This is a genomic window from Peribacillus sp. FSL E2-0218, assembly GCF_037992945.1.
Taxonomy (GTDB): domain Bacteria; phylum Bacillota; class Bacilli; order Bacillales; family DSM-1321; genus Peribacillus; species Peribacillus simplex_B.
The window spans coordinates 3,253,089-3,278,130 of the sequence record NZ_CP150304.1; the positions used below are offsets into that span (position 1 = coordinate 3,253,089).

Annotated in this window: 27 protein-coding genes; 3 read left to right on the forward strand and 24 right to left on the reverse strand. The window is 43.4% G+C overall.

The genetic code is table 11. The features are described 5' to 3' along the window. Positions 1–74 precede the first annotated feature (74 nt). The 20 genes from MHI53_RS15615 to MHI53_RS15710 form a co-directional block, all read right to left on the reverse strand. Positions 75–968 carry a polyprenyl synthetase family protein gene (locus tag MHI53_RS15615; protein WP_340371699.1) on the reverse strand — a complete coding sequence of 298 codons (894 nt, stop codon included), beginning with the start codon at positions 966–968 and terminating at the stop codon, positions 75–77. Between the two features lies 1 nt (position 969). Further along, a complete protein-coding gene (locus MHI53_RS15620) occupies positions 970–1,203 on the reverse strand; it encodes an exodeoxyribonuclease VII small subunit (RefSeq protein ID WP_061144404.1) in 234 nt (77 codons plus the stop codon). Beyond that, on the reverse strand, positions 1,200–2,552 hold the full coding sequence (gene xseA, locus MHI53_RS15625; RefSeq protein ID WP_340371700.1) for an exodeoxyribonuclease VII large subunit: 1,353 nt from the start codon (positions 2,550–2,552) through the stop codon (positions 1,200–1,202). Before xseA ends, MHI53_RS15620 begins: the two co-directional genes overlap by 4 nt. A 150-nt stretch (positions 2,553–2,702) precedes the next feature. Further along, entirely contained in the window at positions 2,703–3,578 is an 876-nt protein-coding gene (folD, locus tag MHI53_RS15630) for a bifunctional methylenetetrahydrofolate dehydrogenase/methenyltetrahydrofolate cyclohydrolase FolD (RefSeq protein WP_340371701.1), read from the reverse strand. Between the two features lie 70 nt (positions 3,579–3,648). Continuing rightward, the gene (nusB, locus tag MHI53_RS15635; protein WP_061144407.1) at positions 3,649–4,041 is read right to left on the reverse strand and encodes a transcription antitermination factor NusB; all 393 of its coding nucleotides are present in this window, start codon (positions 4,039–4,041) and stop codon (positions 3,649–3,651) included. Positions 4,042–4,491: 450 nt separating this feature from the next. Continuing rightward, the gene (locus MHI53_RS15640; protein WP_061144408.1) at positions 4,492–4,905 is read right to left on the reverse strand and encodes an Asp23/Gls24 family envelope stress response protein; all 414 of its coding nucleotides are present in this window, start codon (positions 4,903–4,905) and stop codon (positions 4,492–4,494) included. Positions 4,906–4,933: 28 nt separating this feature from the next. After that, on the reverse strand, positions 4,934–6,286 hold the full coding sequence (accC, locus tag MHI53_RS15645; protein ID WP_061144409.1) for an acetyl-CoA carboxylase biotin carboxylase subunit: 1,353 nt from the start codon (positions 6,284–6,286) through the stop codon (positions 4,934–4,936). Positions 6,287–6,300: 14 nt separating this feature from the next. Beyond that, positions 6,301–6,792, reverse strand: a complete 492-nt coding sequence (accB, locus tag MHI53_RS15650; RefSeq protein ID WP_061144410.1) for an acetyl-CoA carboxylase biotin carboxyl carrier protein — start codon at positions 6,790–6,792, stop codon at positions 6,301–6,303. A 596-nt stretch (positions 6,793–7,388) separates the two neighbouring features. Further along, positions 7,389–8,006 carry a SpoIIIAH-like family protein gene (locus MHI53_RS15655; RefSeq protein WP_061144411.1) on the reverse strand — a complete coding sequence of 206 codons (618 nt, stop codon included), beginning with the start codon at positions 8,004–8,006 and terminating at the stop codon, positions 7,389–7,391. A 14-nt stretch (positions 8,007–8,020) separates the two neighbouring features. Further along, complete coding sequence (gene spoIIIAG, locus MHI53_RS15660) at positions 8,021–8,689, reverse strand: stage III sporulation protein AG (RefSeq protein ID WP_061144412.1); 669 nt, start codon at positions 8,687–8,689, stop codon at positions 8,021–8,023. Between the two features lie 8 nt (positions 8,690–8,697). Continuing rightward, positions 8,698–9,306 carry a stage III sporulation protein AF gene (spoIIIAF, locus tag MHI53_RS15665; RefSeq protein WP_061144413.1) on the reverse strand — a complete coding sequence of 203 codons (609 nt, stop codon included), beginning with the start codon at positions 9,304–9,306 and terminating at the stop codon, positions 8,698–8,700. 16 nt (positions 9,307–9,322) lie between these two features. After that, entirely contained in the window at positions 9,323–10,531 is a 1,209-nt protein-coding gene (gene spoIIIAE, locus MHI53_RS15670) for a stage III sporulation protein AE (protein WP_061144414.1), read from the reverse strand. Between the two features lie 33 nt (positions 10,532–10,564). Next, positions 10,565–10,960, reverse strand: coding sequence for a stage III sporulation protein AD (gene spoIIIAD / locus MHI53_RS15675; protein WP_100531630.1), 396 nt, complete (start codon positions 10,958–10,960; stop codon positions 10,565–10,567). 7 nt (positions 10,961–10,967) lie between these two features. Beyond that, the gene (spoIIIAC, locus tag MHI53_RS15680) at positions 10,968–11,171 is read right to left on the reverse strand and encodes a stage III sporulation protein AC (RefSeq protein WP_034308319.1); all 204 of its coding nucleotides are present in this window, start codon (positions 11,169–11,171) and stop codon (positions 10,968–10,970) included. Positions 11,172–11,191: 20 nt separating this feature from the next. Then, positions 11,192–11,707 (reverse strand): stage III sporulation protein SpoIIIAB, encoded by a 516-nt coding sequence (spoIIIAB, locus tag MHI53_RS15685; RefSeq protein WP_340371702.1) that lies wholly within the window; start codon positions 11,705–11,707, stop codon positions 11,192–11,194. Beyond that, positions 11,700–12,632, reverse strand: a complete 933-nt coding sequence (spoIIIAA, locus tag MHI53_RS15690; RefSeq protein ID WP_340371703.1) for a stage III sporulation protein AA — start codon at positions 12,630–12,632, stop codon at positions 11,700–11,702. Before spoIIIAA ends, spoIIIAB begins: the two co-directional genes overlap by 8 nt. A 732-nt stretch (positions 12,633–13,364) precedes the next feature. Continuing rightward, the gene (efp, locus tag MHI53_RS15695) at positions 13,365–13,922 is read right to left on the reverse strand and encodes an elongation factor P (RefSeq protein WP_034308328.1); all 558 of its coding nucleotides are present in this window, start codon (positions 13,920–13,922) and stop codon (positions 13,365–13,367) included. 26 nt (positions 13,923–13,948) lie between these two features. After that, on the reverse strand, positions 13,949–15,010 hold the full coding sequence (locus MHI53_RS15700; protein ID WP_340371704.1) for a Xaa-Pro peptidase family protein: 1,062 nt from the start codon (positions 15,008–15,010) through the stop codon (positions 13,949–13,951). Continuing rightward, a complete protein-coding gene (gene aroQ / locus MHI53_RS15705; protein WP_061142017.1) occupies positions 15,011–15,457 on the reverse strand; it encodes a type II 3-dehydroquinate dehydratase in 447 nt (148 codons plus the stop codon). It abuts the gene before it with no gap. Between the two features lie 95 nt (positions 15,458–15,552). Next, on the reverse strand, positions 15,553–16,065 hold the full coding sequence (locus MHI53_RS15710; protein WP_061142016.1) for a YqhR family membrane protein: 513 nt from the start codon (positions 16,063–16,065) through the stop codon (positions 15,553–15,555). Between the two features lie 328 nt (positions 16,066–16,393). On the opposite strand from MHI53_RS15710, the gene MHI53_RS15715 reads away from it, so the two are divergent. Both MHI53_RS15715 and MHI53_RS15720 read left to right on the forward strand, forming a co-directional pair. Beyond that, a complete protein-coding gene (locus MHI53_RS15715) occupies positions 16,394–17,347 on the forward strand; it encodes a DUF1385 domain-containing protein (protein ID WP_340371705.1) in 954 nt (317 codons plus the stop codon). Between the two features lie 136 nt (positions 17,348–17,483). Then, positions 17,484–17,858 carry an SA1362 family protein gene (locus MHI53_RS15720; RefSeq protein ID WP_061142014.1) on the forward strand — a complete coding sequence of 125 codons (375 nt, stop codon included), beginning with the start codon at positions 17,484–17,486 and terminating at the stop codon, positions 17,856–17,858. 338 nt (positions 17,859–18,196) lie between these two features. Here the strand turns inward: MHI53_RS15720 and MHI53_RS15725 are convergent, their stop codons facing one another. The 4 genes from MHI53_RS15725 to MHI53_RS15740 all read right to left on the reverse strand — a co-directional run bounded on the left by MHI53_RS15725 (position 18,197) and on the right by MHI53_RS15740 (position 24,302). Next, positions 18,197–19,078, reverse strand: coding sequence for a patatin-like phospholipase family protein (locus MHI53_RS15725; RefSeq protein WP_061142013.1), 882 nt, complete (start codon positions 19,076–19,078; stop codon positions 18,197–18,199). 83 nt (positions 19,079–19,161) lie between these two features. After that, complete coding sequence (gene splB / locus MHI53_RS15730) at positions 19,162–20,187, reverse strand: spore photoproduct lyase (RefSeq protein ID WP_340371706.1); 1,026 nt, start codon at positions 20,185–20,187, stop codon at positions 19,162–19,164. Positions 20,188–20,510: 323 nt separating this feature from the next. Then, positions 20,511–23,081, reverse strand: coding sequence for a vitamin B12-dependent ribonucleotide reductase (locus MHI53_RS15735; protein WP_340371707.1), 2,571 nt, complete (start codon positions 23,079–23,081; stop codon positions 20,511–20,513). A gap of 384 nt (positions 23,082–23,465) precedes the next feature. Further along, positions 23,466–24,302 carry a biotin/lipoate A/B protein ligase family protein gene (locus tag MHI53_RS15740; RefSeq protein WP_100531639.1) on the reverse strand — a complete coding sequence of 279 codons (837 nt, stop codon included), beginning with the start codon at positions 24,300–24,302 and terminating at the stop codon, positions 23,466–23,468. A 215-nt stretch (positions 24,303–24,517) separates the two neighbouring features. On the opposite strand from MHI53_RS15740, the gene MHI53_RS15745 reads away from it, so the two are divergent. Further along, the gene (locus tag MHI53_RS15745) at positions 24,518–24,901 is read left to right on the forward strand and encodes a rhodanese-like domain-containing protein (RefSeq protein WP_061142009.1); all 384 of its coding nucleotides are present in this window, start codon (positions 24,518–24,520) and stop codon (positions 24,899–24,901) included. The last annotated feature ends 141 nt before the right edge of the window (positions 24,902–25,042 follow it).

Genomic DNA, 25,042 nt, shown 5'->3' on the forward strand with positions numbered 1-25,042 from the left:
CGATCTTGTTTTTCACATATTTTTGCACAATGAGTATACCATAAAACCTTAATTGATAACAAATTTAGCCACAATCAATGATCTCGGGTGGCTATTAAATCCGTCAGCTCATTCAGCAAATCGGTTTCCAGGGCCGTTTTTGCTAAAGAGGCATGGGCAAGGCCAATATGCTGTTCAAGCTTCTCCTTCGCCCCTTGGAGCGAAAGCAGTGAAGGATATGTGCTTTTATGGTTTCCTTCATCACTGCCAACCGGCTTGCCAATCAACTCAACAGATCCTTCAATATCCAGAATATCATCCCGTATCTGAAAAGCAAGCCCTAGGTGATAGCCAAAGTTACGTAAATGCTGAAGCTGCTCTCCATTCGCTCCTGATAATATGGCTCCGGAGAGAACACTTGCCGTCAGCAGCTTGCCCGTTTTATGTTCATGGATATACTCCAATTCCCTGAGGGTCAACTGCTTATCTTCCCCTTCCATATCGGCGACTTGACCGCCAACCATCCCCTCTGCTCCGGCAGACTTGGCGATTTCGCTTACAAGGTCCAGTTTCATTTGGGCCGTCACCTCGGGATCGTTCATACCCGAGATCAATTGGAAGCTATATGTAAGTAAGGCATCACCGGCAAGAACGGCTACGGCCTCACCAAATACTTTATGGTTCGTCGGTTTTCCGCGGCGGAGATCATCATCATCCATCGCGGGAAGGTCATCATGAATTAAAGAATAGGTATGGATCATTTCAATCGCTGCCGCTGCCGGAATTCCCATTCTCAAGTTTTTCCCGAATGCCCCCAACACTGCAAAAACCAATAAAGGGCGTATTCTTTTTCCGCCGGCTTCGAGTGAATAGGCCATCGCCTCTTTCACCACAGCCGGAGCTTCAAGCTTTTTAACGTATTCAATGATTTCCGTTTCGATTATTGCTTTGTATTCTTTAGAAAAAAGATCGAAGGATGTTGGACTCATGTTATTCTTCCTCCTGGACAACGAAGTTTTCAAGTTCCCCGTCTTCCCGTAAAATTTGGGTCAGCTGATCTTCAACCGCCTTAAGCTTCGTATGACACAGCCTGGATAAGTCCATACCTTGTTTATATATGGAAATGGCTTCTTCAAGGGGCACATCTCCTTCTTCAAGCTGTTCCACAATTTTTTCCAGATTCTCCATCGCTTCTTCGAATGTAGCTTCCTGTTTTTTTGTCATGGTTCAATTCGCTCCTTAATATCTTTAATTTCACACTCAAGAGTGCCATCCTTTATGGAAACGGCTATCTTCTCCCCAATGGATACCTGCTGCGTGCTTTTCACGAGCGTCTCATCTCCAGTAAAAACCAACCCATAGCCCCGCTCCATGATTTTCAACGGGCTGAGGGCAGATAATGTGGCCGTCATATGGACGAATTGCTGCGATTTATGCCGATAGATTGCTTCCATCGCCCGACGCAATTTTTTTTCATGCTGCTGCAATTCTTCCTGAGCATTTTTTACCGCTTGTTCAGGATGCTGCTTCTTAAGAATATCGTTCAACTGGTTTAGCCCATCCTTCTTTTTCAAGAAGTACCGGGTACTTGTCTTCAAAAGCCTGTCCTTCGTCCTGTCAAGCTGTTCAAGCTTTTGTTCATACATTTTATGAGGATAACGGAAAGCATAGGATCTCTCCAGCCTCGTCAATTTGGTGCGTTCAAAATTCACCGCCTCACGAATCGAACGGGTCAAGCGATTCTTTCGGTTCATCAGGCGTTCCAGTATTTCATTGAGATGCGGCACCGCTAGCTCTGCGGCACCGGTCGGTGTCGGCGCACGCATATCAGCGACAAAGTCAGCAATCGTAAAATCAGTTTCGTGTCCGACAGCGGAAATGATCGGAATATCGGAATCATAGATCGATTCAGCCACGATTTCTTCATTGAAAGCCCATAGCTCCTCGATCGAACCGCCGCCCCTTCCGACTATGAGCACATCGCTCTCCGCCCTTGCATTAGCCATCGAGATCGCTTTTGCAATCGATTTAGCGGCATTATTCCCTTGGACAAGCGCAGGGTATACGATGATCTTCGCAATAGGGTACCTCCGCTTGATGGTCGTCAGGATATCCCGCAATGCAGCACCGGTCGGAGAGGTTATGACCCCTACCGATTTAGGGTACTGTGGAATCATTTTCTTATGTTCGGCCAAAAACAACCCTGCCGCTTCCAGCTTTTTCTTCAGCTGCTCATAAGCCAGATACAAATCGCCCACTCCGTCCGGGGCCATGCTTTTCACATAAAGCTGATACTGTCCGCTCGCTTCATATAATGAAATATCACCCTTTACAAGTACCTTCATTCCATTTTCGGGCATGAATTTCATCCCCTTGGAATTAGCGGCAAACATAACGGAGAGGAGGCGGGCCTTTTCATCCTTGAGCGTAAAATACATATGTCCGCTCGTATGTTGTTTAAAATTCGAAATTTCACCTTTTATGTACACATTTTGTAAATGGGGGTCGACGTCAAACTTCCTTTTAATGTACTTCGTTAATGCCGACACGCTCAAATATTGCTGGTTACTCATATCATGTCTCCTTCCGACGGGAATCGGATATAAAGAAAGCTCACCTATAGGTTACACGTAATACGTCATTAAAATTTATGAATGGAAAAAAGCGGTCTCCCGTTATTATAAAACAAGAGGTCCGCTTCTTTAAATGTTTTAACGCTTTTTTCAGCTTTTTAATGCTGATTTTCTCTGTTCAAATGTTTTTTGAGCAGATTTGACCGTATTCTTCATAAGCATCGTAATCGTCATGGGACCGACGCCTTTAGGAACAGGGGTAATGTATGAAGCCTTGTTTTTCACTTCTTCAAACGCCACATCACCGCAAAGCTTTCCTTCATCATTCCTGTTCATCCCAACATCAATGACGACCGCACCTTCTTTAATATGATCACTTGTGATCGTATCCCTCTTACCGACAGCTGCCACGACCACATCGGCTTGCTTGGTGAAATACGCAAGATCCTTTGTCTTAGAATGACAGTATGTAACGGTTGCGTTCGCATTTAAAAACAATTGTCCGGCTGGTTTCCCGACGATATTGCTTCTTCCGACAATGACCACATGCTTTCCTTCAAGCTCATAGCCGATATGCTCAAGCATCACCATAATCCCGTATGGCGTACAAGGTAAGAAAGCATCCTGACCAGTCATCATCCGCCCAATGTTAATCGGATGGAACCCATCCACATCCTTTTCCGGGGAAATCGCTTCGATGATCGCCTTTTCAGAAATATGCCCTGGCAATGGCAGCTGCACCAATATGCCATGGATGCTTTCATCCTGGTTCAGTTCATTGATGCTCTGCATTAATTCCTCCTGAGATAGATCTGCAGGCTTTTTGATCAAAACGGAATGCATCCCCACGTCTTCACAGGCTTTTTGCTTATTACGTACATAAGTCTGTGAGGCTTGGTTATCACCGACGAGAATGACAGCCAAACCCGGGACCATATCTTTTTCACGTAAATGTTGAACTTCCTTGCTGATTTCCTGCCTAACTGCCTCTGCAATTTCTTTACCATTAATGATTTGAGCTGACATGTGTATATTCCTCCCAAGTTAATTTTTGCTAAAGAAATTGCCGGGAGATTCATGGCTTTAGACTGCAGCCTTAGCTGTCGCTTTTCACCTTCACTTTGGATAAAACGGCATTCACAAAGCTGCTTGATTGATCATCACCGAATTTCTTAGCAATTTCAATAGCTTCATTCATTGCGACACTTACAGGCACATCTTCACTGTGAACCATTTCATAAATCGCGATTCGCAGTAAATTCCGATCAATGTTCGCTAATCTTTCCAGCGTCCAGTTCTCTAAATTGTCCCTGATCATTCCATCAAGCTGTTCTCGATTTTCCGTAATCCCCATGACTAATTTCTTGAAATATTCATCAGTAGGAGCGCCATCCAATACGCTTTCCATTGCTTCTTCGGCACCCGACTTGGCAATATCGATCTGATATAGTGCTTGAAGGGATTTTTCACGGGCTACTCTTCTTTTCATAATCTTACTCCTTTAACATCTACTATTATATATGAAAACGCCAGAACAAACGAACATTAAATAACTTTTTTTCAAAAACATTAAGATTTACAGCGTGTTTTTCCGTATTTCAGCTGCTTTTCACAAAATCAAAGGAGAAAAAGGCATAATCACCTTGATTAACCTATCATCCCCCGATCTTTTCCAGCAAGAAAACACGATTCAATCATTTGAATGTGCCAAAAAAAGTGCTTGCCTGGCTTTCATGCTCATATTTCACCTTTTACACAATAACAGAAATCACCCTTGAATTAAAGGGAAACTTCCAGACACCGCCTTATTATGTTCATTTACCATAATATTATCAGTCCAGCCCGGATGAATAGCGATGCAATCATTGAGCCGGCATCCAAACAAACAAAAACCCGGCTTTTTGCCGGGTTTCTGCAGGTGTGAATCGAATGGTGCCACTTACACTTCTTGTTCGTAATCCGCTTCTTGCTTCGCGTTTTCAAATGCTATGCCCACTACATGGATGTTCACTTCACCAGCATCGATGGCCGTCATGTTCAACAAGGCTTCACGAATGTTGTCTTGCACTTCTTGGGCAACTTTCGGAATTGAAACACCAAATTTCATGACGCAATAAAGTTCGACTTTGATCGATTCTCCCGTCAAGTCCACTTTAACACCCTTACCGTGGTTCTTTTTACCAAGCTTTTCAACTACACCAGTAGCGAAATTACCGCGCATATGTGCAACACCTTCAACTTCCGATGCAGCAATGCCCGCAATTACCTCAATCACCTCAGGTGCAATCTCCACTTTGCCTAGTCCACTATTAAAATCATTCATTTCGAGTAATTGGCCTTCCATTTCACTCATTCAAAAGCACCTCCTGTCTTCCTTTACATTATGAGTTCATTACATCATATATTTCAAGGAATTTGGTATTAAATTCTCCCGATACGAATTGTTCATGCTGAAGCAGCTTAATATGGAACGGAATGGTTGTGCTGATTCCTTCAATGACAAACTCACCTAAAGCGCGCTTCATTTTCTCGATCGCTTCTTCTCTTGTCGGTGCATGGACAATCAATTTAGCAATCATGGAATCATAATATGGCGGTATCGAGTACCCTGGGTATGCTGCGGAGTCCACCCTTACTCCATACCCTCCTGGAGGTAAATACATGTGTATTTTTCCAGCTGAAGGCATAAAATTCTTTTCTGGGTTTTCCGCATTGATCCGGCATTCGATGGACCAGCCGTTAAACGTTACATCCTCTTGTGAAAGGGATAGTTTATCACCTGAAGCGACTTTGATTTGTTCTTTGATCAAATCCACTCCTGTCACCATTTCCGTGACTGGGTGTTCAACCTGGATACGTGTATTCATTTCCATAAAGTAGTATTTTCTATTCACATAGTCATAAATAAATTCGACGGTACCGGCTCCTGAATAATTAACCGCAAGAGCCGCCGTAACTGCAGCCTGCCCCATTTCCGCACGTGTTTCACCATCCAGTGCCGGAGATGGAGTTTCTTCAACCAGCTTTTGCAAGCGTCGTTGAATGGAACAGTCACGCTCACCTAAATGGATGGCATTGCCATGGTTATCGGCCATGACTTGAATTTCAACATGACGGAAATCCTCAATGAATTTTTCAATATAAACACCCGGATTGCCGAATGCCGTCGCGGCTTCCTGTTGCGTGATGTTAATGCCCTTGATGAGATCTTCTTCGGTCCTTGCGACCCGGATCCCTTTACCGCCGCCGCCGGCAGTGGCTTTGATGATGACTGGGTAGCCCATTTCATTGGCAAGGGCCACTCCCTCATCGGTATCTTTGATGATGCCTTTGGAACCGGGAACGATCGGAACCCCAGCTTTTCGCATCGTTTCCCTTGCCACGTCCTTAGTTCCCATTTTATTGATCGCTTCAGGGCTAGGACCGATGAATATGATATTGCATTCACGGCAAAGCTCCGCAAAATTCGCATTTTCAGCAAGGAAACCATATCCAGGGTGAATCGCATCCGATCCCGTTTTCTTGGCCGTACTGATGATGTTCGTTGTATTTAAATAACTGTCTTTGGATAGTTTGGGACCGATGCAATAGGCTTCATCGGCAATTTGGACATGAAGGGCTTCTTTGTCAGCTTCCGAATAAACCGCTACAGTCTCAATCCCCAGCTCCTTGCATGCCCGGATGATTCGGACAGCAATTTCGCCTCGATTGGCAATTAATACCTTTTTAATCATTTAGAAACAGCTCCTCATTCCGGCTTTACTAAAAATAATGGTTGACCATATTCTACAAGTTGTCCTTCTTTTACAAGGACTTCAACGACTTCACCGCTAACTTCGGCTTCGATTTCATTGAAGAGTTTCATCGCCTCGACGATGCAGACAATCGAATCCGTTGTCACTTTATCGCCCGCTTTTACGTAGGCCGGAGAATCCGGTGCAGGTGATTGGTAAAATGTCCCTACCATAGGAGATGTGATCTTATGTAAATTTTCCCGTTCAGAGACGGCAGGAGCCGGTGCTGCCGGTTCAACAGCTTTTACCGCCTCAGGAGCAGCGGCAGGCTTAACCTCGACAGCTGCATTGGCTTGAAGGGCGTCCAGAGAAATTGCCGGCTGGATGGCTGTAACCGTTTCAGTTTTCTTTAATTTAATTTTCGTTCCTTCATTTTCATAAACGAATTCACTTATATTGGATTGATCGACTAGCTTGATGATTTCACGAATTTCTTGCACTTTCATTTTGTGCACCCCTTGTCTAATTTAATATGAGTTTGTGAGGCAATAATATTTTATGTAACATCTTATACCCTCTTACCCTCAGCTTATCTCTATCTTGTCCAATTCTGCAAGATGAAGCCGGTCCTCCATCCGAAAGCGAATTCACGCTACCTGTTTTATAACAGAAATTTCACTTTCCCAAAATATTGTTTCCTGTAGAGAATTGAAAAGTTTATGACCAGCTTCTAACATCATACAATATTAGCTTATACAAATTCAATGATAGATTAGTTGCAAGTTGATATCCATACTTCCATTCTACACCTTTATTATAATATTGTGAATTCTTTACCCTTCATTTCCTTTGCATTTACCTGGATATTTCAGCGATTATCCTTCTGGAGTAACAGTTACTCCCCTTTATATTACTATTTTAGAAAAGTATATTCTTTATACCTGGTTGATTTCCCACTATCAAATGGCATAAAAAAGCTTTTCCTCTAAAATTTACTCCTGATGCACTAACGAGAAAAAGACAAAAAAAAAATCCCTTTTTTTATAAAGGGAGACCTTCAAACTAGAGCTGTTGTGTATCAGAGTTTCCTTCTGATTTGAGATTATTTTTCAGGTTGGAAATCGACCACTACATTTTGTGCATCGCTCACTTCTTTGCGGACCAGGCGGATAATGTTGTTGGCTTCTGTTTTTGTTTGTTTATCAGCCTTGACACTTACCTTAACATCCGTACCATCGACGCGAACCAATGCAGCATTATAATCCATGGCCACAATTAAGTTTTCAATGATATTTTCTTTAACCTTCGTTTCACTTAATTGTTCGATTTTAGCATACGCTTCGTCTCTTTCTTCAGCCGAAAGGTCTGTATTGCCCATCTTTTCTGTCAATTCTTCATTCAGCTTTGCGCGTTCATCCTCGATCTGCATCCTTAATGATTCGAATTCATCCCCTGATGCTATCGTTACAGATGAACCTTCTGCATTTTTGGACGATTCTTTATTCCCTTTGCTTTCACCTTTTGTGTCAGCTTTGTTGTCTGTTTTCATTTCCGTTTTGTTTTCTGCCTTATTTTCCGCCTTATTTTCCGCCTTTTCCGCTTGCTCCGTTGCCGTCATATCGGCAGCATTTTCTTCAGGAGCGGTTAAATAATAGACTGAAAGGACAACGACCAGACTTAGCATAGTCAATAACCAAACCGTTTGCTTTTTTAATAACATGATAATTTTCCCCCTTATTTTTTAGGCATGACAGAAACCCTGTGACTCGGTACATCAAGTGATCGTGTGACAGCTTCGACGATCCACTTTTTGATTTGAATGTTTTCGGCTCCTTTAGCGACTACAAGGACTCCCCTTACAATAGGTTTCTTTGTTTCGGAAATGATCGGCCCTTCTTTTTCGCCGCTTTTGACTAAAACTAGTTGTTCATCCACCGATGTATCCTCGACCGTCCTTTTGCCGCCTTCCTGATCGGTTTCTTGCGTGACCTGCTTTTGGGTGACTTTATTTCTTTCATATACTTTTTTCTCGGATGCATCCACGTAGATTACGACTTTTACATCCTTGACTCCCGTTATCGATTCCAACGCTTCCTTCATTTCATTTTGAAGGTATATTTCATAATCCTTCGTGTTCTTGAATTCGGATTGATTTTTCTGACCGAATGTTTCGACATCATCCTTTTCTTCTTGCTTGTTATTGAATACCGTCTTCACGTCGGATGTTTGTCCCGTCTGGTTGGTGGTCAACAGATTACCTGCCATCATGATCCCCGCTCCCAAAAGGACAACGATTAAAGCATAGACATACAGGGAAGGTTTTTTTTCCTTCGGCTCTTTTTGGTCAGGATCCTTATTCAATAGTTTTTGCAGCCAGGATAATGGACCTTTGTCTTTGTTCAATACTTAAGTCACTTCCTTTCCCCGGCGATTTCAATGATCTCTTTATCGACAGACCAACTTGTTGCCAGAAAACTTTTGACCGCATCCAGATTGGCATCGTTCGAAGGTGATGGCCTCTCTGCGTTAATATCGATTTTTGCAACAGCCTCTATCGAAGTGTCTTCTTTCCCTTCTGCCTTTTCCAAAGAAATGTTGATATTTTGCAAATCTTCCACGCTTGGTTTTTCCTCATTCTTGACGGCAACATCAATCGCACTGATCTTCATGTTATAATCCTTCATCAGCTCCTCTTCCACATCTGCCTTTAAGTCAACAGCCATTTGTTTTAAAATATATGCACCCTGGGTAGCTTGTATTTCTTTTTTCTTCATTTCTGTCAAATTTCCCAAATCTTTTTTTTTCTGATTTTCAAATTCGCTCGTCGCGGCAGATAATATTTCATCGAAATCCTTATTGAATAACCCCAATATAGGAGTGATGATGATCGCAATCAATAAAAGTCCGATGACCATTTTGGCATATTTCTGCAAGGCTGAATTGGGAAGGAGCATATCGATTACTGTGGCAAGCAAAACGAACACAATGATATTGGATACCCAGCCAGCTAAAAAACTCACCAAGCCCTCCTCCTTTCTAACGAACCATCAGTGTAATGTTTCCAGAGGCAATAATTACGGTGATACTTAAAAAGAACATGAGTGATACGATCGCCAAGGCGGCAAAAATATAAATCATGCTTTTACTGATGATGTCGAGGCATTTTATTACCGGACCGCCGCCAAGCGGCTGCAAAAGACTGGCTGCCAGTTTATAGACAAAAGAAATCATCAGGATTTTTATCGCTGGAAAGGTCGTGATGAGCAGCAATATGATGACGCCCGATAAGCCCACCGTATTTTTCAGAAGGACGGAGGCACTGATGACCGTATCCGTTGCATCAGTGAACATGCGCCCGATTACTGGTATGAAGTTACCTGTCACGAATTTGGCCGTTCTGATCGTAACCCCGTCCGCTACAGCGGAGGATGCCCCTTGAACGGAAATGACGCCAAGGAATATGGTCATGAACGCTCCAAGGATGCCGATGGCAAAGTTACGGAGAAGCTGGGCGAGCTGTGTTACTTTGTAATGTTCGGTCAGCGTGCTGACGATGCTCAAAATCGCTGCAAAGAATAATAAGGGGAGAACGATGAATTGCACCAGGATGCCGCTTGTGTTCATTAAAAACATTAAGACCGGATGAAAGAAGGCCGCTGATATAAGCCCGCCTGACGCAGCTATCAAAGCCAAAAGAAGCGGGATGAGCGCCATCAAAAAGGAAATCATCAAATCTATCGTGTCTTTTGTATATTCGATCGCGACATGGAAACTGTTGAGCGCCAGAATGATAAGCACCATATAAACGATTGCATAAGCGACCTTACTCACGGAACTTTGCTCGAACGCATTCTGCAAATTCTGCAAAAACATGCTGAAAACAGTTAACAGGATAAGAGAGCCCAGCAGCTTGCCGTTGACGAGCAGCTCATGAAAAACGAATTTTGTGATGCCCTTCAGCCACTGGTCAAAGGAGAATTTCTTATCCCCGCTTACAAAATCCATGAAACTCCCTTTCTGGCTTTCCGGTAAGAATCCGCCATATTCCGTGACAATGTCATCCCAATATTGTTTAAGCTCATCAACCCCCAGTCTTTCTATTTGGGCTTGTACCAGTTCGGACTGCATGATCGGCTCTTGAACGCTTTCTGTATTTTCAGGATTTTCGGCAGCTTGTCCAATAGATGTATGCAAAAAAAAGAGTAAAATGAATAGGATCGATAAGTAAGGCATCCGCTGCTTCATACATTCACCTCATTGACTAGTAGGAATCATCCATTAACTCGGGAGCATCTGAATGATCGTTTCGATAATGACCGTCAATATTGGAATTGCCATCGCCAGGATCAGGATTTTCCCGCTCAATTCTATTTTTGAAGCGAGCGAGCCCTGCCCGGCATCTTTTGTAATTTGCGAGGCGAACTCAGCAATATAGGCAATTCCGATTATTTTTAAGATGGTCTCCAGATAGACCGTATTTACATTGGCATTAACTGCGATTTTCTCTAACATTAAAATGATCTCGTATATTTTATCTGCCAGAAAAAGAAAAATGGAGCACCCTACAAAAACGATAAGCAGGAATGCCAAATTTGGTTTTTGCTCCTTGACGATCAAGGCCAGAAAGGTGGCAACCAGGGCAATGGCTACGATTTTTATGATTTCAATCGCCAATCCCCCCTTACTGAAATAGGAATACAGATTTAATTTTTTGGAATAAGTCCTCCACTACGGATGCGACCATGAATAAAATATAGATGAATCCGAAAAGTGTCACCCACTGGGCATACTCCTTCTTCCCGACCTGGTCGAGTATCGTATGAAGAAATGCTACAACAAGCCCCACACCCGCTATTTTGAATATGATGTCCACATCAATGCCCATTTTCATTCCCCCCACATAAACTACATCAGCAAAATGATCAATAACAATCCAGTTAGAAAACCAAGACTTTTCATCATTTTTTCATATTTTCCCTGTCGTTCGAGTGCATCGCTCTCTTCCCGTTCCAAATGTGCCATCGTCAGCATGATCTGTTTTTGTTGATGATGCCTATCGCTTTTCCCAAGCGTCTCCCCGAACTGTGAAAGGATCTCGAACTCCCCCTGCTTCAAGGCCAGGGATTTCCATATTTTCTTCAAGCTCTCATCCCATGCTTCCTTGACGGTGGTCTCACCTGACTTGAGCCGATTGGCGAATGTTTCGAAAAATTTGGATAATGGATTTGTCAGCTGCTTGGAAAGCTTCCTTGCCGCTTCTTGCAAAGGTGTATGTCCATACATGATTTCCGCTTCAAGCGATTGCATCGCAACTTTAAGCTGTCTCAGCTGCCGCGGCCTCAAACTCAATTTTTTGGCAGCCTCGAAACCTGCCCAAGTCGTGGCTATGATGATGATGGCAGCACCAACCAACTTAAACATGCGGCTTCACACTTTCATCAGAAAAAATAGGGACCCCAGCTGCATCGAGGATTTTGTAGCTTCGAGTCCCGGCTTTCGTTCTTCGTAATTCGATAAAACGTTCAAAGATGTTTTGTTTTAATATCTCTGCGATGAAGGGCCGCTTCTTCACTTCTTCCAGTGTATGTCCATGTGTTGTTATCATGAGTTTAATGCCTGCATTCACTGCTTCGAGAACTGCTTGAGTATCTTCAGCGCGGCCTATTTCATCCACGACCAATACATCCGGGGACATCGAACGGATCATCATCATCATTCCTTCCGCTTTGGGACATCCATCGAGGACATCCAGCCTTGTTCCAAATTCAAGCTGCGGCACTCCATGAACGCATCCTGCTATTTCCGAGCGCTCGTCCACAATTCCCACCTTTTGCGGTGCAATGCCCTTCATTTCATTTCCAGACGATATCATTCTTGCAATATCCCGCAACACCGTCGTTTTTCCTGTTTGCGGAGCGCCGATCAATAATGTATGCTGCCATTCCCCATTATATAAATATGGAGTAAGCGGCTCAGCCACACCGACTTTTTCACGGGCAATCCGGATATTGAATGAGGAAATATCCCTTATTGCCTTGACCGCTCCATTCTCCAGGATGACCTTTCCGGCAAGGCCGACTCGATGGCCTCCAGCGATGGTTATATAGCCTCGCTTCAATTCTTCCTCAAGCGTATACAACGAAAATTGACCTATTTGGTTCAATAATTGATCTGCATCCGTTTTGGAAACGGCATACGAAAAGAAGAAAGGTTCCCCACCAATAATGACCTCAAGCGGTCTTCCGATCCGTATTCGCAGCTCTTCCATTTTTTCTATCATCATCGGTGTCATACCCTGGAGCTGCTCGTATAGGGTTTTCGGTAAAAAAGAAAGAATCGTTTCCATTTTGACAATCCTCCTGTATACACCACTTTCAATAAAATATATGCCGGTGGGTCGTTAATGATGCCAAGCTATTAAAGAAACTGGGCATTTATCGAAGGTTTATGGACCTTGCTAAAAAAGCAAAAAAAGGCCGAGACATCAATCTCTGCCAACGCCATCGTCAAATGCGATCATAATTGAGCTTTGTACCTTACGTAAAAACAAAAATTGCACTCTGTTGCCCGCCAGTATCTGTATTTAGACCGTTTCATGGCACTGCGGGCGCTCCGTAAGCACCCTCAGTCTTTGCGCCAACAGAGTTTCACGAAGACAGGCATTCCCCGCGGGAGTGTCGCACGCACACCCGCTTTCCTCCACTTTGCATGAAAACGAGGATGTCATCCCGACAATCACATGTAGCTAGCGGGAAACGCAGGATTTTTATGAGAAATCGCCTCAAATTCGAGGCAAAACCTAAACTCGGGAGTACCTGTAGAGTAGATCATTGCCTTCCCTCAGGAGTCCCGCTTTCCGCTCCATTCAACTTGGTTTAACAACTTTTCTCCCCAAATTTTTATTCATTAAAAGTAGAGTGCAAAAGAAAAGCGTACCTGAGCCGGGTTGCTATAAGGGGATCAAAAAAGGTTCAAGCGAAGGTTCAAAGGGGAATATAAAAGGGGTTCGGACATTTAATTCCGAACCCCTTTTCTCTATAAACGAAAGACCGAGATATGAATCTCGGCCTTCTAGCCATTATGCGCGTGATACGTATGAACCTTCGTTCGTATTGATCAATAATTTGTCACCTTGGTTGATGAAGAATGGTACTTGAACGGATAGGCCTGTCTCAAGCACAGCTGATTTCGTTCCGCCTGAAGATGTATCGCCTTTAATTCCAGGCTCAGTTTCCGCAACTTCAAGTTCCACTGTATTCGGAAGCTCAACCCCAAGCGTTTCGGCTTGGAAAGTCATGATATGCACTTCCATATTTTCTTTAAGGAATTTCAATTCGCGCTCGATGCTTGAAGCAGGCAGCTCGATTTGGTCATATGTTTCGTTATCCATGAATACATGGCTATCGCCGCTTGCATAAAGGTACTGCATTTTGCGGTTTTCGATATGTGCCTTTGCAACTTTCTCACCGGCACGGAATGTTTTCTCTTGGATGGAACCTGTACGGAGATTGCGAAGCTTAGAACGTACAAAGGCTGCACCTTTTCCAGGTTTAACATGTTGGAACTCGATAACCTGCCATATTCCGTTATCTACCTCAATCGTAACACCCGTGCGAAAATCGTTTACAGAAATCATAAATTTGTCCTCCTACATGTACATGTTTACAGAATGATTAACTCTTTCGTTGAATGAGTAAGTGCTTCGTTACCGTCAATTGTAACGATTGTATCATCTTCAATCCGCACCCCGCCAACGCCCGGCAAGTAAATGCCCGGTTCAACGGTTACGGCCATACCTGGTTCCAAAATGATATCAGACCTTAAGGATAATGCTGGGCCTTCATGAACTTCTAGACCGATTCCATGTCCGGTCGAATGTCCAAAATACTGCCCGAATCCCTTTTCTTCAATTAAGTTACGAGTTAGTGCATCCGCTTCCCTGCCCGTCATGCCAGGTTTGATCCCAGCCATTCCGCGCAGCTGCGCTTCTAAAACAATGTCATAAATGGTAATAAGTTCATCACTCGGCTTGCCAACTGCTAATGTCCGAGTTATATCAGACACATACCCGTTATAGTATGCTCCGTAATCCAATGTGACAAAATCGCCTTTTTCAATGATTTTATCCGTAGCCACTCCATGGGGAAGTGCCGACCTCTTGCCGGAAGCCACAATAATATCAAAGGAAGAAGAAGTTGCCCCCTGTTTCCTCATGAAGAATTCAAGTTCATTGGATACATCCAATTCCGAAATCCCTGGACGGATGAAATCGAGGATATGTGTATAGGCAGCATCGGCAATAGCAGCCGCTTCCTTTAATATCTTAATCTCTGATGAAGTCTTTATCAAGCGTAAATTCTCAATAATTCCAGACACAGGCGTAAGTTTGGCTTCAACAGCTGCTTCGTATGTCTTGTAAGTTGCAAAAGAGAGGTGCTCCTGTTCGAAACCGAGCGTGCCGATATTCATTTCTTTAGCCTGCTTACCGACTTCTTCGATGATGGTCCCCTTGTGCTGAACGATTTCATAATCCGTTGCCTGCTTGCCCGCTTGCTCCACGTAGCGGAAATCAGTGATGAATTTAGCTTCTTTCTGGGAAATCAGTACGACACCTGCGCTCCCCGTAAAATTAGTCATATATCGGCGGTTATATGTACTGGTGATCAAAAAGCCATCAATGCCCGCCTTTTCCATTGAAGCTCTTAAGCTAATAAGTTTATTCATTCAATTTCTCCCCTTTGCAATCTTTGTGATCGCCTGCAATGCCAATTCATATCCGTGTATCCCCAAGCCGACAATCTGTCCCGCCGTAACGGGGGCGGTCACCGATTCATGCCGAAAGCTTTCACGGGCATGGATGTTCGAAATATGCACTTCCACAACTGGAACATCAATTCCGGCAATTGCATCACGAATCGCATAGCTATAATGAGTAAAAGCACCAGGATTAATGATAATCCCGTCGATTCCATGATCCTCTGACCAATGGAGCTTATCGATGATCGCTCCTTCATGGTTTGATTGAAAAGAAGACAATTCCACATGCATCCCTTCAGCTTGCAGCTGTAAAATGGCTTCCACATCCGCAAGCGTCGAGGATCCATAATGCGCCGGCTCCCGCTTCCCTAACCGATTTAAATTCGGACCATTGATTAATAAGATTTTTGTCATCATCCAACACCTGCTCATACATAAAAGAATGCTTACCATCAACATTCTACCATAATTGCAAATTGTCTTACTACTTTTTTACAACTAAGGTGCCTTCAGCTTTCCTGCTGCTTCTGGGCGGTGTTTTTATCGCGTATATATTCCTGATGATCGTATGATATAGAATATCCTACAAAAAGTCCGTATAAAATAAAAATGCAGGCACTTGTTATGATCGTATTCGTCGACATTTTCGAAAAGGCTGGCAGGTCGGAGAACATCGGCTTTAAAACGAAGACCAACAAAGCCCAGCAAACCCCTCCAAAAATAATCCCTGTAAAAAAGCTCTTCATCCTTTTAAAAAAGCCATAGTATATCAATGCAATCACCACAGATAAGATTCCGAAAATGATGATGGTCATGACTGCACCTAACCAGTGATCGATCCAGCTCATATTCGACCAAGAAGTAAGAATGAATCTCGGGCTGAAATCCATGAAATTGACATAGTGCGCAATCATGCCCGCAAGACTGGCTGCCGCACCGCCAACAAAACCGATGATTAATGCGTTATATAGTAGCATACTTTGATTTTCCTGTTGTTTTTGTCCATGTTCATTAGTAGACATACCAACACCTCCGCTTGTAGTATGCCCTTTGTTATATAGAACTATTTTTTTTTATTGTTAAGGAGGAGAATCACTAGAGGTTTTTCGATTTATTCTGTATGATTAAATCATAAATAATGGACGTTCAACAAAGGAATATATGTACCCTCTGTTGAAGTTTATATTGTACACAGGATGCTTCTTCCCGTGATTCAACATTCATAAAGCGTTGCAGGAATTAAAAGCGCAATTCCCCTCAGGAAGTCGCCTCAAACCTTGTAATGCTTGATAATAAACATGTTAGCACCCATGAGAGAGCTACGTGAATAACTATTAGGTTGGTGTAGAAATGTCTGAGATCCAAAAACCCGTTTATGGAGGGCAGGCTGTTGTGGAAGGCGTCATGTTCGGCGGCAAACATCACACAGTCACTGCGGTCCGCCGCAAGGATTCAACGATCGCTTATTATCATTTACCGCGTGAATCGAAGCCTGCTGTAAAGCTTATGAAAAAAATACCGTTTCTGCGGGGGATCGTATCTTTGATCCAATCCAGTGCTACCGGCTCGAAACATCTGAACTTTTCCACAGAACAGTATGAAGAAGAAGACGGGGAAAAACAGGTCGAAACGAAAAAAGAAACGAAAGAACCTTCTAAATTAAGTCTTTGGCTAGGTGTTGCCGTGATCGGTGTCATCTCCTTCCTATTCGGGAAATTGCTTTTCACTTTGATTCCTGTCTTCCTCGCAAAATTGACGGAACCCATTTTCAGTGGCCAGACGGCTCAGGTGTTAGTGGAAAGCTTGTTCAAGCTGATCTTATTGCTCGTATATATTTATGTAGTCTCCTTGACGCCATTGATCAAGCGAGTCTTTCAATATCACGGAGCTGAGCATAAGGTGATCAATTGCTTCGAAAGCGGAAAAGAATTGACTGTGGCAAATGTGCAGGCAAGTTCCCGCCTTCATTATCGCTGTGGCAGCAGTTTCATTTTATTTACTGTCATTGTAGGAATGTTTGTCTATCTTCTCGTACCAATCGATCCGTTATGGGTTCGTGTCGTCAATCGCATTTTGCTTATCCCCGTCGTGCTAGGCATTGCCTTCGAGGTATTGCAGGCAACGAACAAATTAAAGGATATTCCTATTCTGCGCTACCTTGGTTACCCTGGACTTTGGCTTCAGTTATTAACGACCAAGGCCCCCACCGATGATCAAGTGGAAGTCGCATTGGCATCCTTCCACGAATTGTTAAGAATGGAAAAAGAAACTGAAAAAGGTTTAGAGTCGGATGTTATTGTGTAAAAAACTATACACAATTAAATCATGAAATAACATATACTACCTAAGGGAATGATCTTCATTTTTTTGAAATATTTTATATGAAGAATGTTTAAAATAAGCCAAAAATGCTTATGATGCTCTTAAGGAGGTGTCTTTGTTGAAACGTTTCATATCTTTCATGATATACGGAATCATCGCCCTCGGAGTCCTCGGATTATTGAGCCGACTATTTAATGACCCGATTGGCTTTTTCAGGAACATTCTCATAATAGCCATTGTCGCAGGGATTATTTATATGATTTATACCGGATTAACAAAGGGTAAACCAGTGAAAAAAGAGCAGCAGGCATTCCGGAAGGCTGCCCGCCAATCGAAAAAGAGGCTGAAAAGCCGAACGTCGAAAAAAGATAATGTGGCTAGCTTTTCTGCAGCAAAATCTTCAAAGAAAATAAAAGTGAGAAAGAAAACGGATAGCCATCTTACCGTCATCGAAGGAAAAAAGAACAAAAAGAAAAACCGGGCTTCTTTTTAAGAGCCTGGTTCAGTTTGTAGACAAAGGGGTTCGGAATTATTCCGGACCCCCTTTTGAATTCCCCTCCTGAAAACAAGAAATCCACATTGCAGCTGCGACAGTGATTTGCTTGTCTTGGGCATTTCTTACAATTCACCATCCAAAACCGTTGCGGTCTGCGGCCTCGTGATTGGGCATCCATCTTTCAAACAGCCTTCAGAACCCGCTGTACTTCTTTCATTCACTATTGAGGATGGAACGGTCATACAGTAAGAAACCAAAAAAACTGCAGACAAAGCTCCATTATCAGCGAGTTTGTCTGCAGTACCCGGTTTCTTTTTAAAGAACCGGATTTTTCATCAATAGGACCAGTGCTTTAGGAATTCTTTCGTCCGCTCTCGGCCCCGATTGATCAATTCAACCTTCTTTTCATCATTCAGATTGAAATCCATGGCGGAAATCCCCTTCATGGGGATAAAAACAATATTCTGGACATGCTTTTTGGAAATGTAACGAGCATCATGGGCATCTTTCATCGTCTTGAACAGGGCGGAAAACAATTCAACCGCATTGTCCACCTCATGCGGTTTCCATATCTCATCGACACTTAGGCGCAAGCCTATGACCGGCCTTTCCTTCCTAACCTGATCAGAATTGAATAACCACATGGGAAAATTACTCAACACACCTCCATCAACAAATAGGAAAGTGCTCTTCCCTGCGTCAAGCTTGACGGGCTCAAAGAAATAAGGAATGCTGCAGCTCATCCTTACTGCCTTGGCCACCGGAAATGTGAATGGATCGAATCCATAGTTCGGCAAATCATCAGGCAATACAACCAATTTCCCATGCGTGATATCAGATGTAATGATACGGAGGGAATTCGGCCGAACATCCTTAAAGGTGACCACCCCTCTTTCGGCAAGCTTTCCGGCAATCCATGCCTCCATCGCATCACCTTTATAGAGCCCCAGTTTCCAATATACAAGGAGCCATTTGGCGAGCGGAATGGGCAAGAGTCCCCGCCTTTTATCCAGGAGACTGCTTAAATCTATATCAAAAAAAAGCTTTTCCATTTCTTTTCCGGTATATCCAGCAGCCACGAAAGCAGCTATTATCGAACCTGCACTTGTACCGGCTGTCCTATGAAAAACAAATCCCCGATCCTCCAATTCCTGCAGGGCCCCCACTAAACCATAGCCTTTAATCCCGCCTCCGGAAAAAACGCCGTCAATAATCATAGCTGCCCTCCCCTAATCCGGTCTTTACATTTTTAAGCGGGGTTAGGGCCAATTATGACCATTTTATCTGAAAAATTCCTTCATCACGTAAAATACTGAATTTCCGCTTTAGGGAAAAATTCAGCTATATACCCGCGGATGGTCGTCTCCAGTTCGGCGGCTTCTTCGTTTTGATAAACATATTTCCCGATACCATACCGCCCCCATTTATACTTGCGCTTTGATTCATCCAGTTCCAATTTCGTTTTTGGGTAGTTTTTTTGGATAACTTTTTTTGCCGGGCCTGTAAACCGATGCTGGATCAGTTCAAACGTCAAGTCAGGGATATCCACGCCTTCCAACGCCACACTTAATCGTTCGAATAATTCATGATAGCCTTCCTCCCACCCTTCATGACGATAAATCGGGGCAACGATGAATCCGAGCGGATATCCCGCGCCTGCCACTTTACGAGCTGCCTCCATTCTTTCCTCGAAGGTGGAGGTTCCGGGTTCAAAATTTTTAATCACATAACGGGAATTGATGCTGAACCGAAATCTTGTTTTTCCGTTATGCTCGGCATCCAAAAGGTGATCGACGTGATGGAATTTGGTTACGAATCTGAGAACCCCATATTCACTCTTTCCAAAATATTCGATGGCCCGTTTTAATGAATGCGTCAAATGATCGATGCCGACGATATCAGATGTACAGGCAGCCTCAAACCGGGTGATTTCAGGCTTTCTCTCTTCGATATACTTTTCTGCTGCCTCGAAGATTTCATCAAGATTCACATAAGTCCTAATATAAGGTTTTGATCCAAGTGTTGTCTGCAAATAACAATAATGGCAATGTCCCATACATCCAGTGGCAAGCGGGATCGCATATTCAGCAGAAGGCTTGGAGGTATCGAATTTCAATGTTTTTCTGATCCCTACCACGAGCGTCGATTTGGCTACACGGTATTTCTGCAAATCATTTTCTCCTGGAAGGTCCCTGATTTGGTTGTGTGAGGTTGTCTCGCGGATTTCAACATTCATATCCTCGAATTTCTTTTTCAATTCCCTGCCCAGCGGATATTCCAAAGCCTTAGGTTCGATGTAAACTAACTGTGGGATAAATGGTTTCATATCGTTCTCCATTCTTGTAGTCCTGTTCAGTCCTTACTTTGAACAAAACAATATAATTGATACAGATAGCTTTTCTTTATTCTGTTATCCTCATGATTGTTTTTAGTTGGAAATTAAAATGAAGGTGGCCTAGGGAAAGGAAAATGGCCATCTATATCCCTTCAGGGGCTGAGGCAATGTTCATGGAATGCAAAAAGAAGACCAAATCACATACTTCGGTCTTCTTCATATTAGAAAAATAAAAATTGAACACATGATAGGTTACATGCTGAGAAAAAAAAGCCGTTAAGGTTGAAGAGCACCTTAACGGCTTATCAGCTAGCTTAGAGTCCGCATTTCAATTGTGCGCCGCAATTGGTGCAAGTGTTACAGCCGCCCATTTCCTGAACTTCGCCTTTACGGCAGACAGGACAGGTGTTGCCAACTTCCGATCCAATCGTCACATTCGTCGAACGCAGTTCATTTATCGTGTCGACCAATACGACTTTTTTCTTTACTTCCACATCTGTCAATTCGTCCATTTCAAGCTGCTCGTCCATTTGGTTTTCTTCCGCTTTAAGCGTAAGGACCTGACTGTCACGGCTGCCATCTACATACACGGTACCGCCTTTTGCTCCGCCTTTGTATAGACGTTCATATACTTTTTCAACTTGCTCGACCGTATATCCCTTTGGTGCATTGACCGTTTTACTGATTGAGCTGTCAATCCAGCGTTGAATGATGCATTGAACATCAGCATGAGCTTCAGGTGCTAATTCCATCGCGGAAATGAACCATTTTGGAAGCTCTTCCGTGGCCGCTTCCGGATGGCGATCCAGGTATTCCTGGACGATATCGGCCTTCACTTCAATGAATTTACCGAGACGCCCGCTGCGGAAATAGGTGAAGGAGAAATACGGTTCTAGCCCCGTTGATACCCCGACCATCGTTCCTGTGCTTCCTGTAGGCGCCACTGTCAATAAATGAGAGTTCCGGATGCCATGTGCAGCAACACTTTCCCTGATATCTTCCGGCATTTTTTCCATGAATCCGGTTTGAGTGAAACGTGCTCTAAGCACATCGGTTTCTTCATCGGTCGTACCGACCAGGAACGGGAAGCTGCCTTTTTCTTTCGCTAGTTCCACGGAAGCCCTGTAAGCTGTAGTCGCAATCGTTTCGAATACCTTGTCGACGAGGAGATTTCCTTCCTCCGAGCCGTATTCCGTTTCACAGTAGATTAACAGATCATGCAGACCCATGACACCAAGGCCTACCCGCCGCTCGCCAAGGGCTTGTTTTTTGTTTTCATCCAAGAAATAAGGAGTGGCGTCAATGACATTGTCCTGCATGCGCACACCGACTTCCACCGTTACTTTAAGCTTCTCGAAATCGACGGTTTTATTGTCTTTATCAGCCATTTCAGCCAGATTGACAGCCGCAAGGTTACATACTGAATATGGGGCCAATGGCTGTTCTCCACATGGATTCGTGGCAACGACCTGTTGACCATAAGCTTTCGCATTTGTCATTTCATTGGCATTATCAATGAAGAAAATGCCTGGTTCAGCAGAATATGTCGCACAAATGTTAATCAAGTTCCAAAGCTCTTTAGCGCGGATTTTACGGTAGACACGGACTTTATGGCCCATTTTCTCCCATTCACGAACATCGCCGACTTTATGCCATTCTTCATTATAAACTGCCATTTCTTCGGAATTATAGCTTTCCACGTCAGGGAAGCGTAATTCATACTCTTCGTCTCGTTCTGCCGCTTCCATGAATTCCTTCGTCAAACAGATCGAAATGTTGGCGCCCGTAAGAAAATCAGGATTATGAACGCTGTAGGTTCCGCCCGTACGGAGTTTGTCCTCTGCATCTTTAATGATTTTCTCGTTAAACCCGCCCAGTCCAGGAATCTCTTTATAATTGATGATACCTTGATACATGGCCATTTCCTGTTCGGTATGCGCAGTGAACTTCAGCTTATCGGTCGCATATTTCTTGATGGCTTCATCTTTCGTGTTTTCCACCAGGTAACGAAGGATCCGTGGATTTTGCATTTTAGAAATGATGAATTCCGCAATATCCGGGTGCCAATCAGCAAGCATGATCATTTGCGCACCGCGTCTGCTGCCGCCCTGCTCAACAAGATGTGTCAATTTCGCAATATCATCAAGCCATGACACCGAACCAGAGGATTTTCCATTAACCCCTTTTGCCAGTGTGTTTCTTGGACGAAGTGTCGAACCGTTCGTTCCGACTCCGCCTCCGCGGCTCATGATCTCCATCACCTGTTTCCGATGCTCGGAAATGCCTTCACGCGAATCCGGTACGAAAGGCATGACGTAGCAGTTGAAATAGGTAACGTCCGTATTGGATCCCGCACCATATAATACGCGTCCTGCCGGCACGAAATGAAGGTTTTTCAATTCTTGATAAAATTTATTGAACCATTCCGTCCTTTTTTCTTCCGTTGTTTCAACTGAAGCCAGTCCCGTTGCATTACGTTTCGCGATTTGCTCATAAAATATTTCTAACGGCTTTTCAATGATATCCAGCGGGCGGTTTACGATCCCCGTCTCCACTTCTTCCGGATTATCCAATACGCCGCGGAATTCATCGTCTACCAATACCTTGGCTTTTTTCGTTTCCCAATCTATTTCAACGATGTAGCCGAGACCCCTTGCCGGGAATTTCGGATCTTCCTTAATTGTCAGCACCACAAAATCGCCTGCCGAGAGCGTGATTTTTTCAGTATCCTTAAAAGAATAGCGGTCAAGCATGACTAGACGGGATACACCCTTATGCGTCATTTTCATATCAGCGGTTACGGGGTGAACCTGGGGAAATAAAGAAATATCCTTATTCAACCTTTCTAGATCAACCTTTAGAGCATCTTTTATTACAACCGACATAATTCCCTCTCCTTTATCTGTTTCAAAATCCTTGCTGACGCAAAAATCTATATGTAGCCTTACATGTCCGTTTCGCTTAAACAAGTACTATAAATTTATCATAGCGAAACTCAAATATCAACATATAGTGTACCATTAAATATTCCAACCACTATATATTGTGTTTTTTTCGTTAACTTTTTATTTTGTCAAACGTTGAATCAATTAATATAGTTAGCAAAAGGGAGGAAAATGTCGATTTACAATAATTTTTCATCAGATTTCAATTAATTTGAGCCTTGCTTTTTTTCCATCCCTTTAAGGTCTTATCCCATCAAGGAAAAGCCTATTTGGTCAAACAAATCTGAAAAAACTTTTTTATTATCCAAGCCCATCATTCCTTTTTCATCTCATGAAATTCCATTCATCGCTTTCATATTTACTTTCTGCGATGGCCTTCACTTCCAGCATTTGCTTTTCAGAGAGCGTGTATGGCTCTAAATCAATGGACAATCCTTCTGCAAACCCTTTTTCGAAAGCAACTTTCGCTTCCGGTATGCCGATTTTCCTACCAGCAATGTCATTTATCGCCACTGCTTTATTTTTCAGGTTTTTTTGCATTCTTTCTTTAACCCTGTCATTGGAAAATTTAAATACACTAAACAGTTTTTCATCATCAAGTTCAAGTAATATTGCACCGTGCTGAAGGATGACTCCCTTTTGCCTCGTTTGGGCGCTGCCGGCAACCTTCCTGCCCTCCACGACAAGTTCATACCAGCTTGGGGCATCGAAGCAGACGGAGGACTTCGGCGCCTTTAATGCCGCTTTCTCCAAATCGGTTCGAGGCACTGCAAAGTAAGCATCCAAGCCCAGGTTCCTAAACCCCATTAATATGCCTTCTGAAATAACCCGATATGCTTCGGTGACAGTGCTCGGCATGCCTGGATAGGATTCCGGCACGATTACGCTATATGTCAATTCATGTTCATGCAGGACCGCCCGTCCCCCGGTTGGTCTGCGCACAAATCCAAGACCTTGCCGTTTGACTTCCTCAATATCGATTTCCGCTTTTGCCTTCTGGAAATAACCAATCGACAATGTCGCCGGATCCCATCCGTAAAAGCGTATGATGGGAGGAATCTCCCCCTTGCTTTGCCAGTTCAACAGTGCTTCGTCCAACGCCATATTAAAGGCTGGTGAACAATATCCTGAATCAATGAATCCCCATTTTTCTTTCATCATCCTTACCCCTCATTTCAAATAGACTTTATCTCGGTAAGTCCGTCATCCCCATAAAAAACTCACATGTAGTAGTTTAACAGACTTTATCCCTCTAAAAAAGGAAGTGCCATTGAGATTGATGCCGAAATTGCTGAAAATTCTTTTTGATTATTGGGTAAAGCAATTATATAATAAGGATTGTCTGTAATCGTTAAGGTAGAAGGGAGTTTTTATGCTTGGAAATATTATATACACTGCTCATCATCTTAGGAGCGGTTATTGTGTATTCACTTTTTAATTGGTACCGCCAGCGTAAAATCGTTAAAACATTGACACAGGACGAATTTATCGCCAACTACAGAAAAGTGCAGCTAATCGACGTGCGGGAACCGAATGAATTTGATAATGGTCATATCTTAGGAGCACGGAACATCCCAATGACGCAAATGAAAACCCGATTGGTGGAGATTAGGCAGGACAAGCCCGTATACTTGTATGCCCAAAGCGAAATCATCAGCGGAAGAGCTGCGGCCATGCTATACAAAAAAGGGTATAGGGAACTTTATCACCTAAAAGGCGGTTTCAAAATGTGGACCGGTAAAATCAAAGCAAAGAAATAGGCCCCCAGTTTTTGCGTGGGTCAGCCTCGCTTTGCGGTTCATTCGAATGAACGTGCACGCATGGACAGGATGAATGCTTCGCAAGATACATAAACAAGAAAAAATCCCCGCCATGCTGGCTGGGATTTCTTCTTGTGCTTA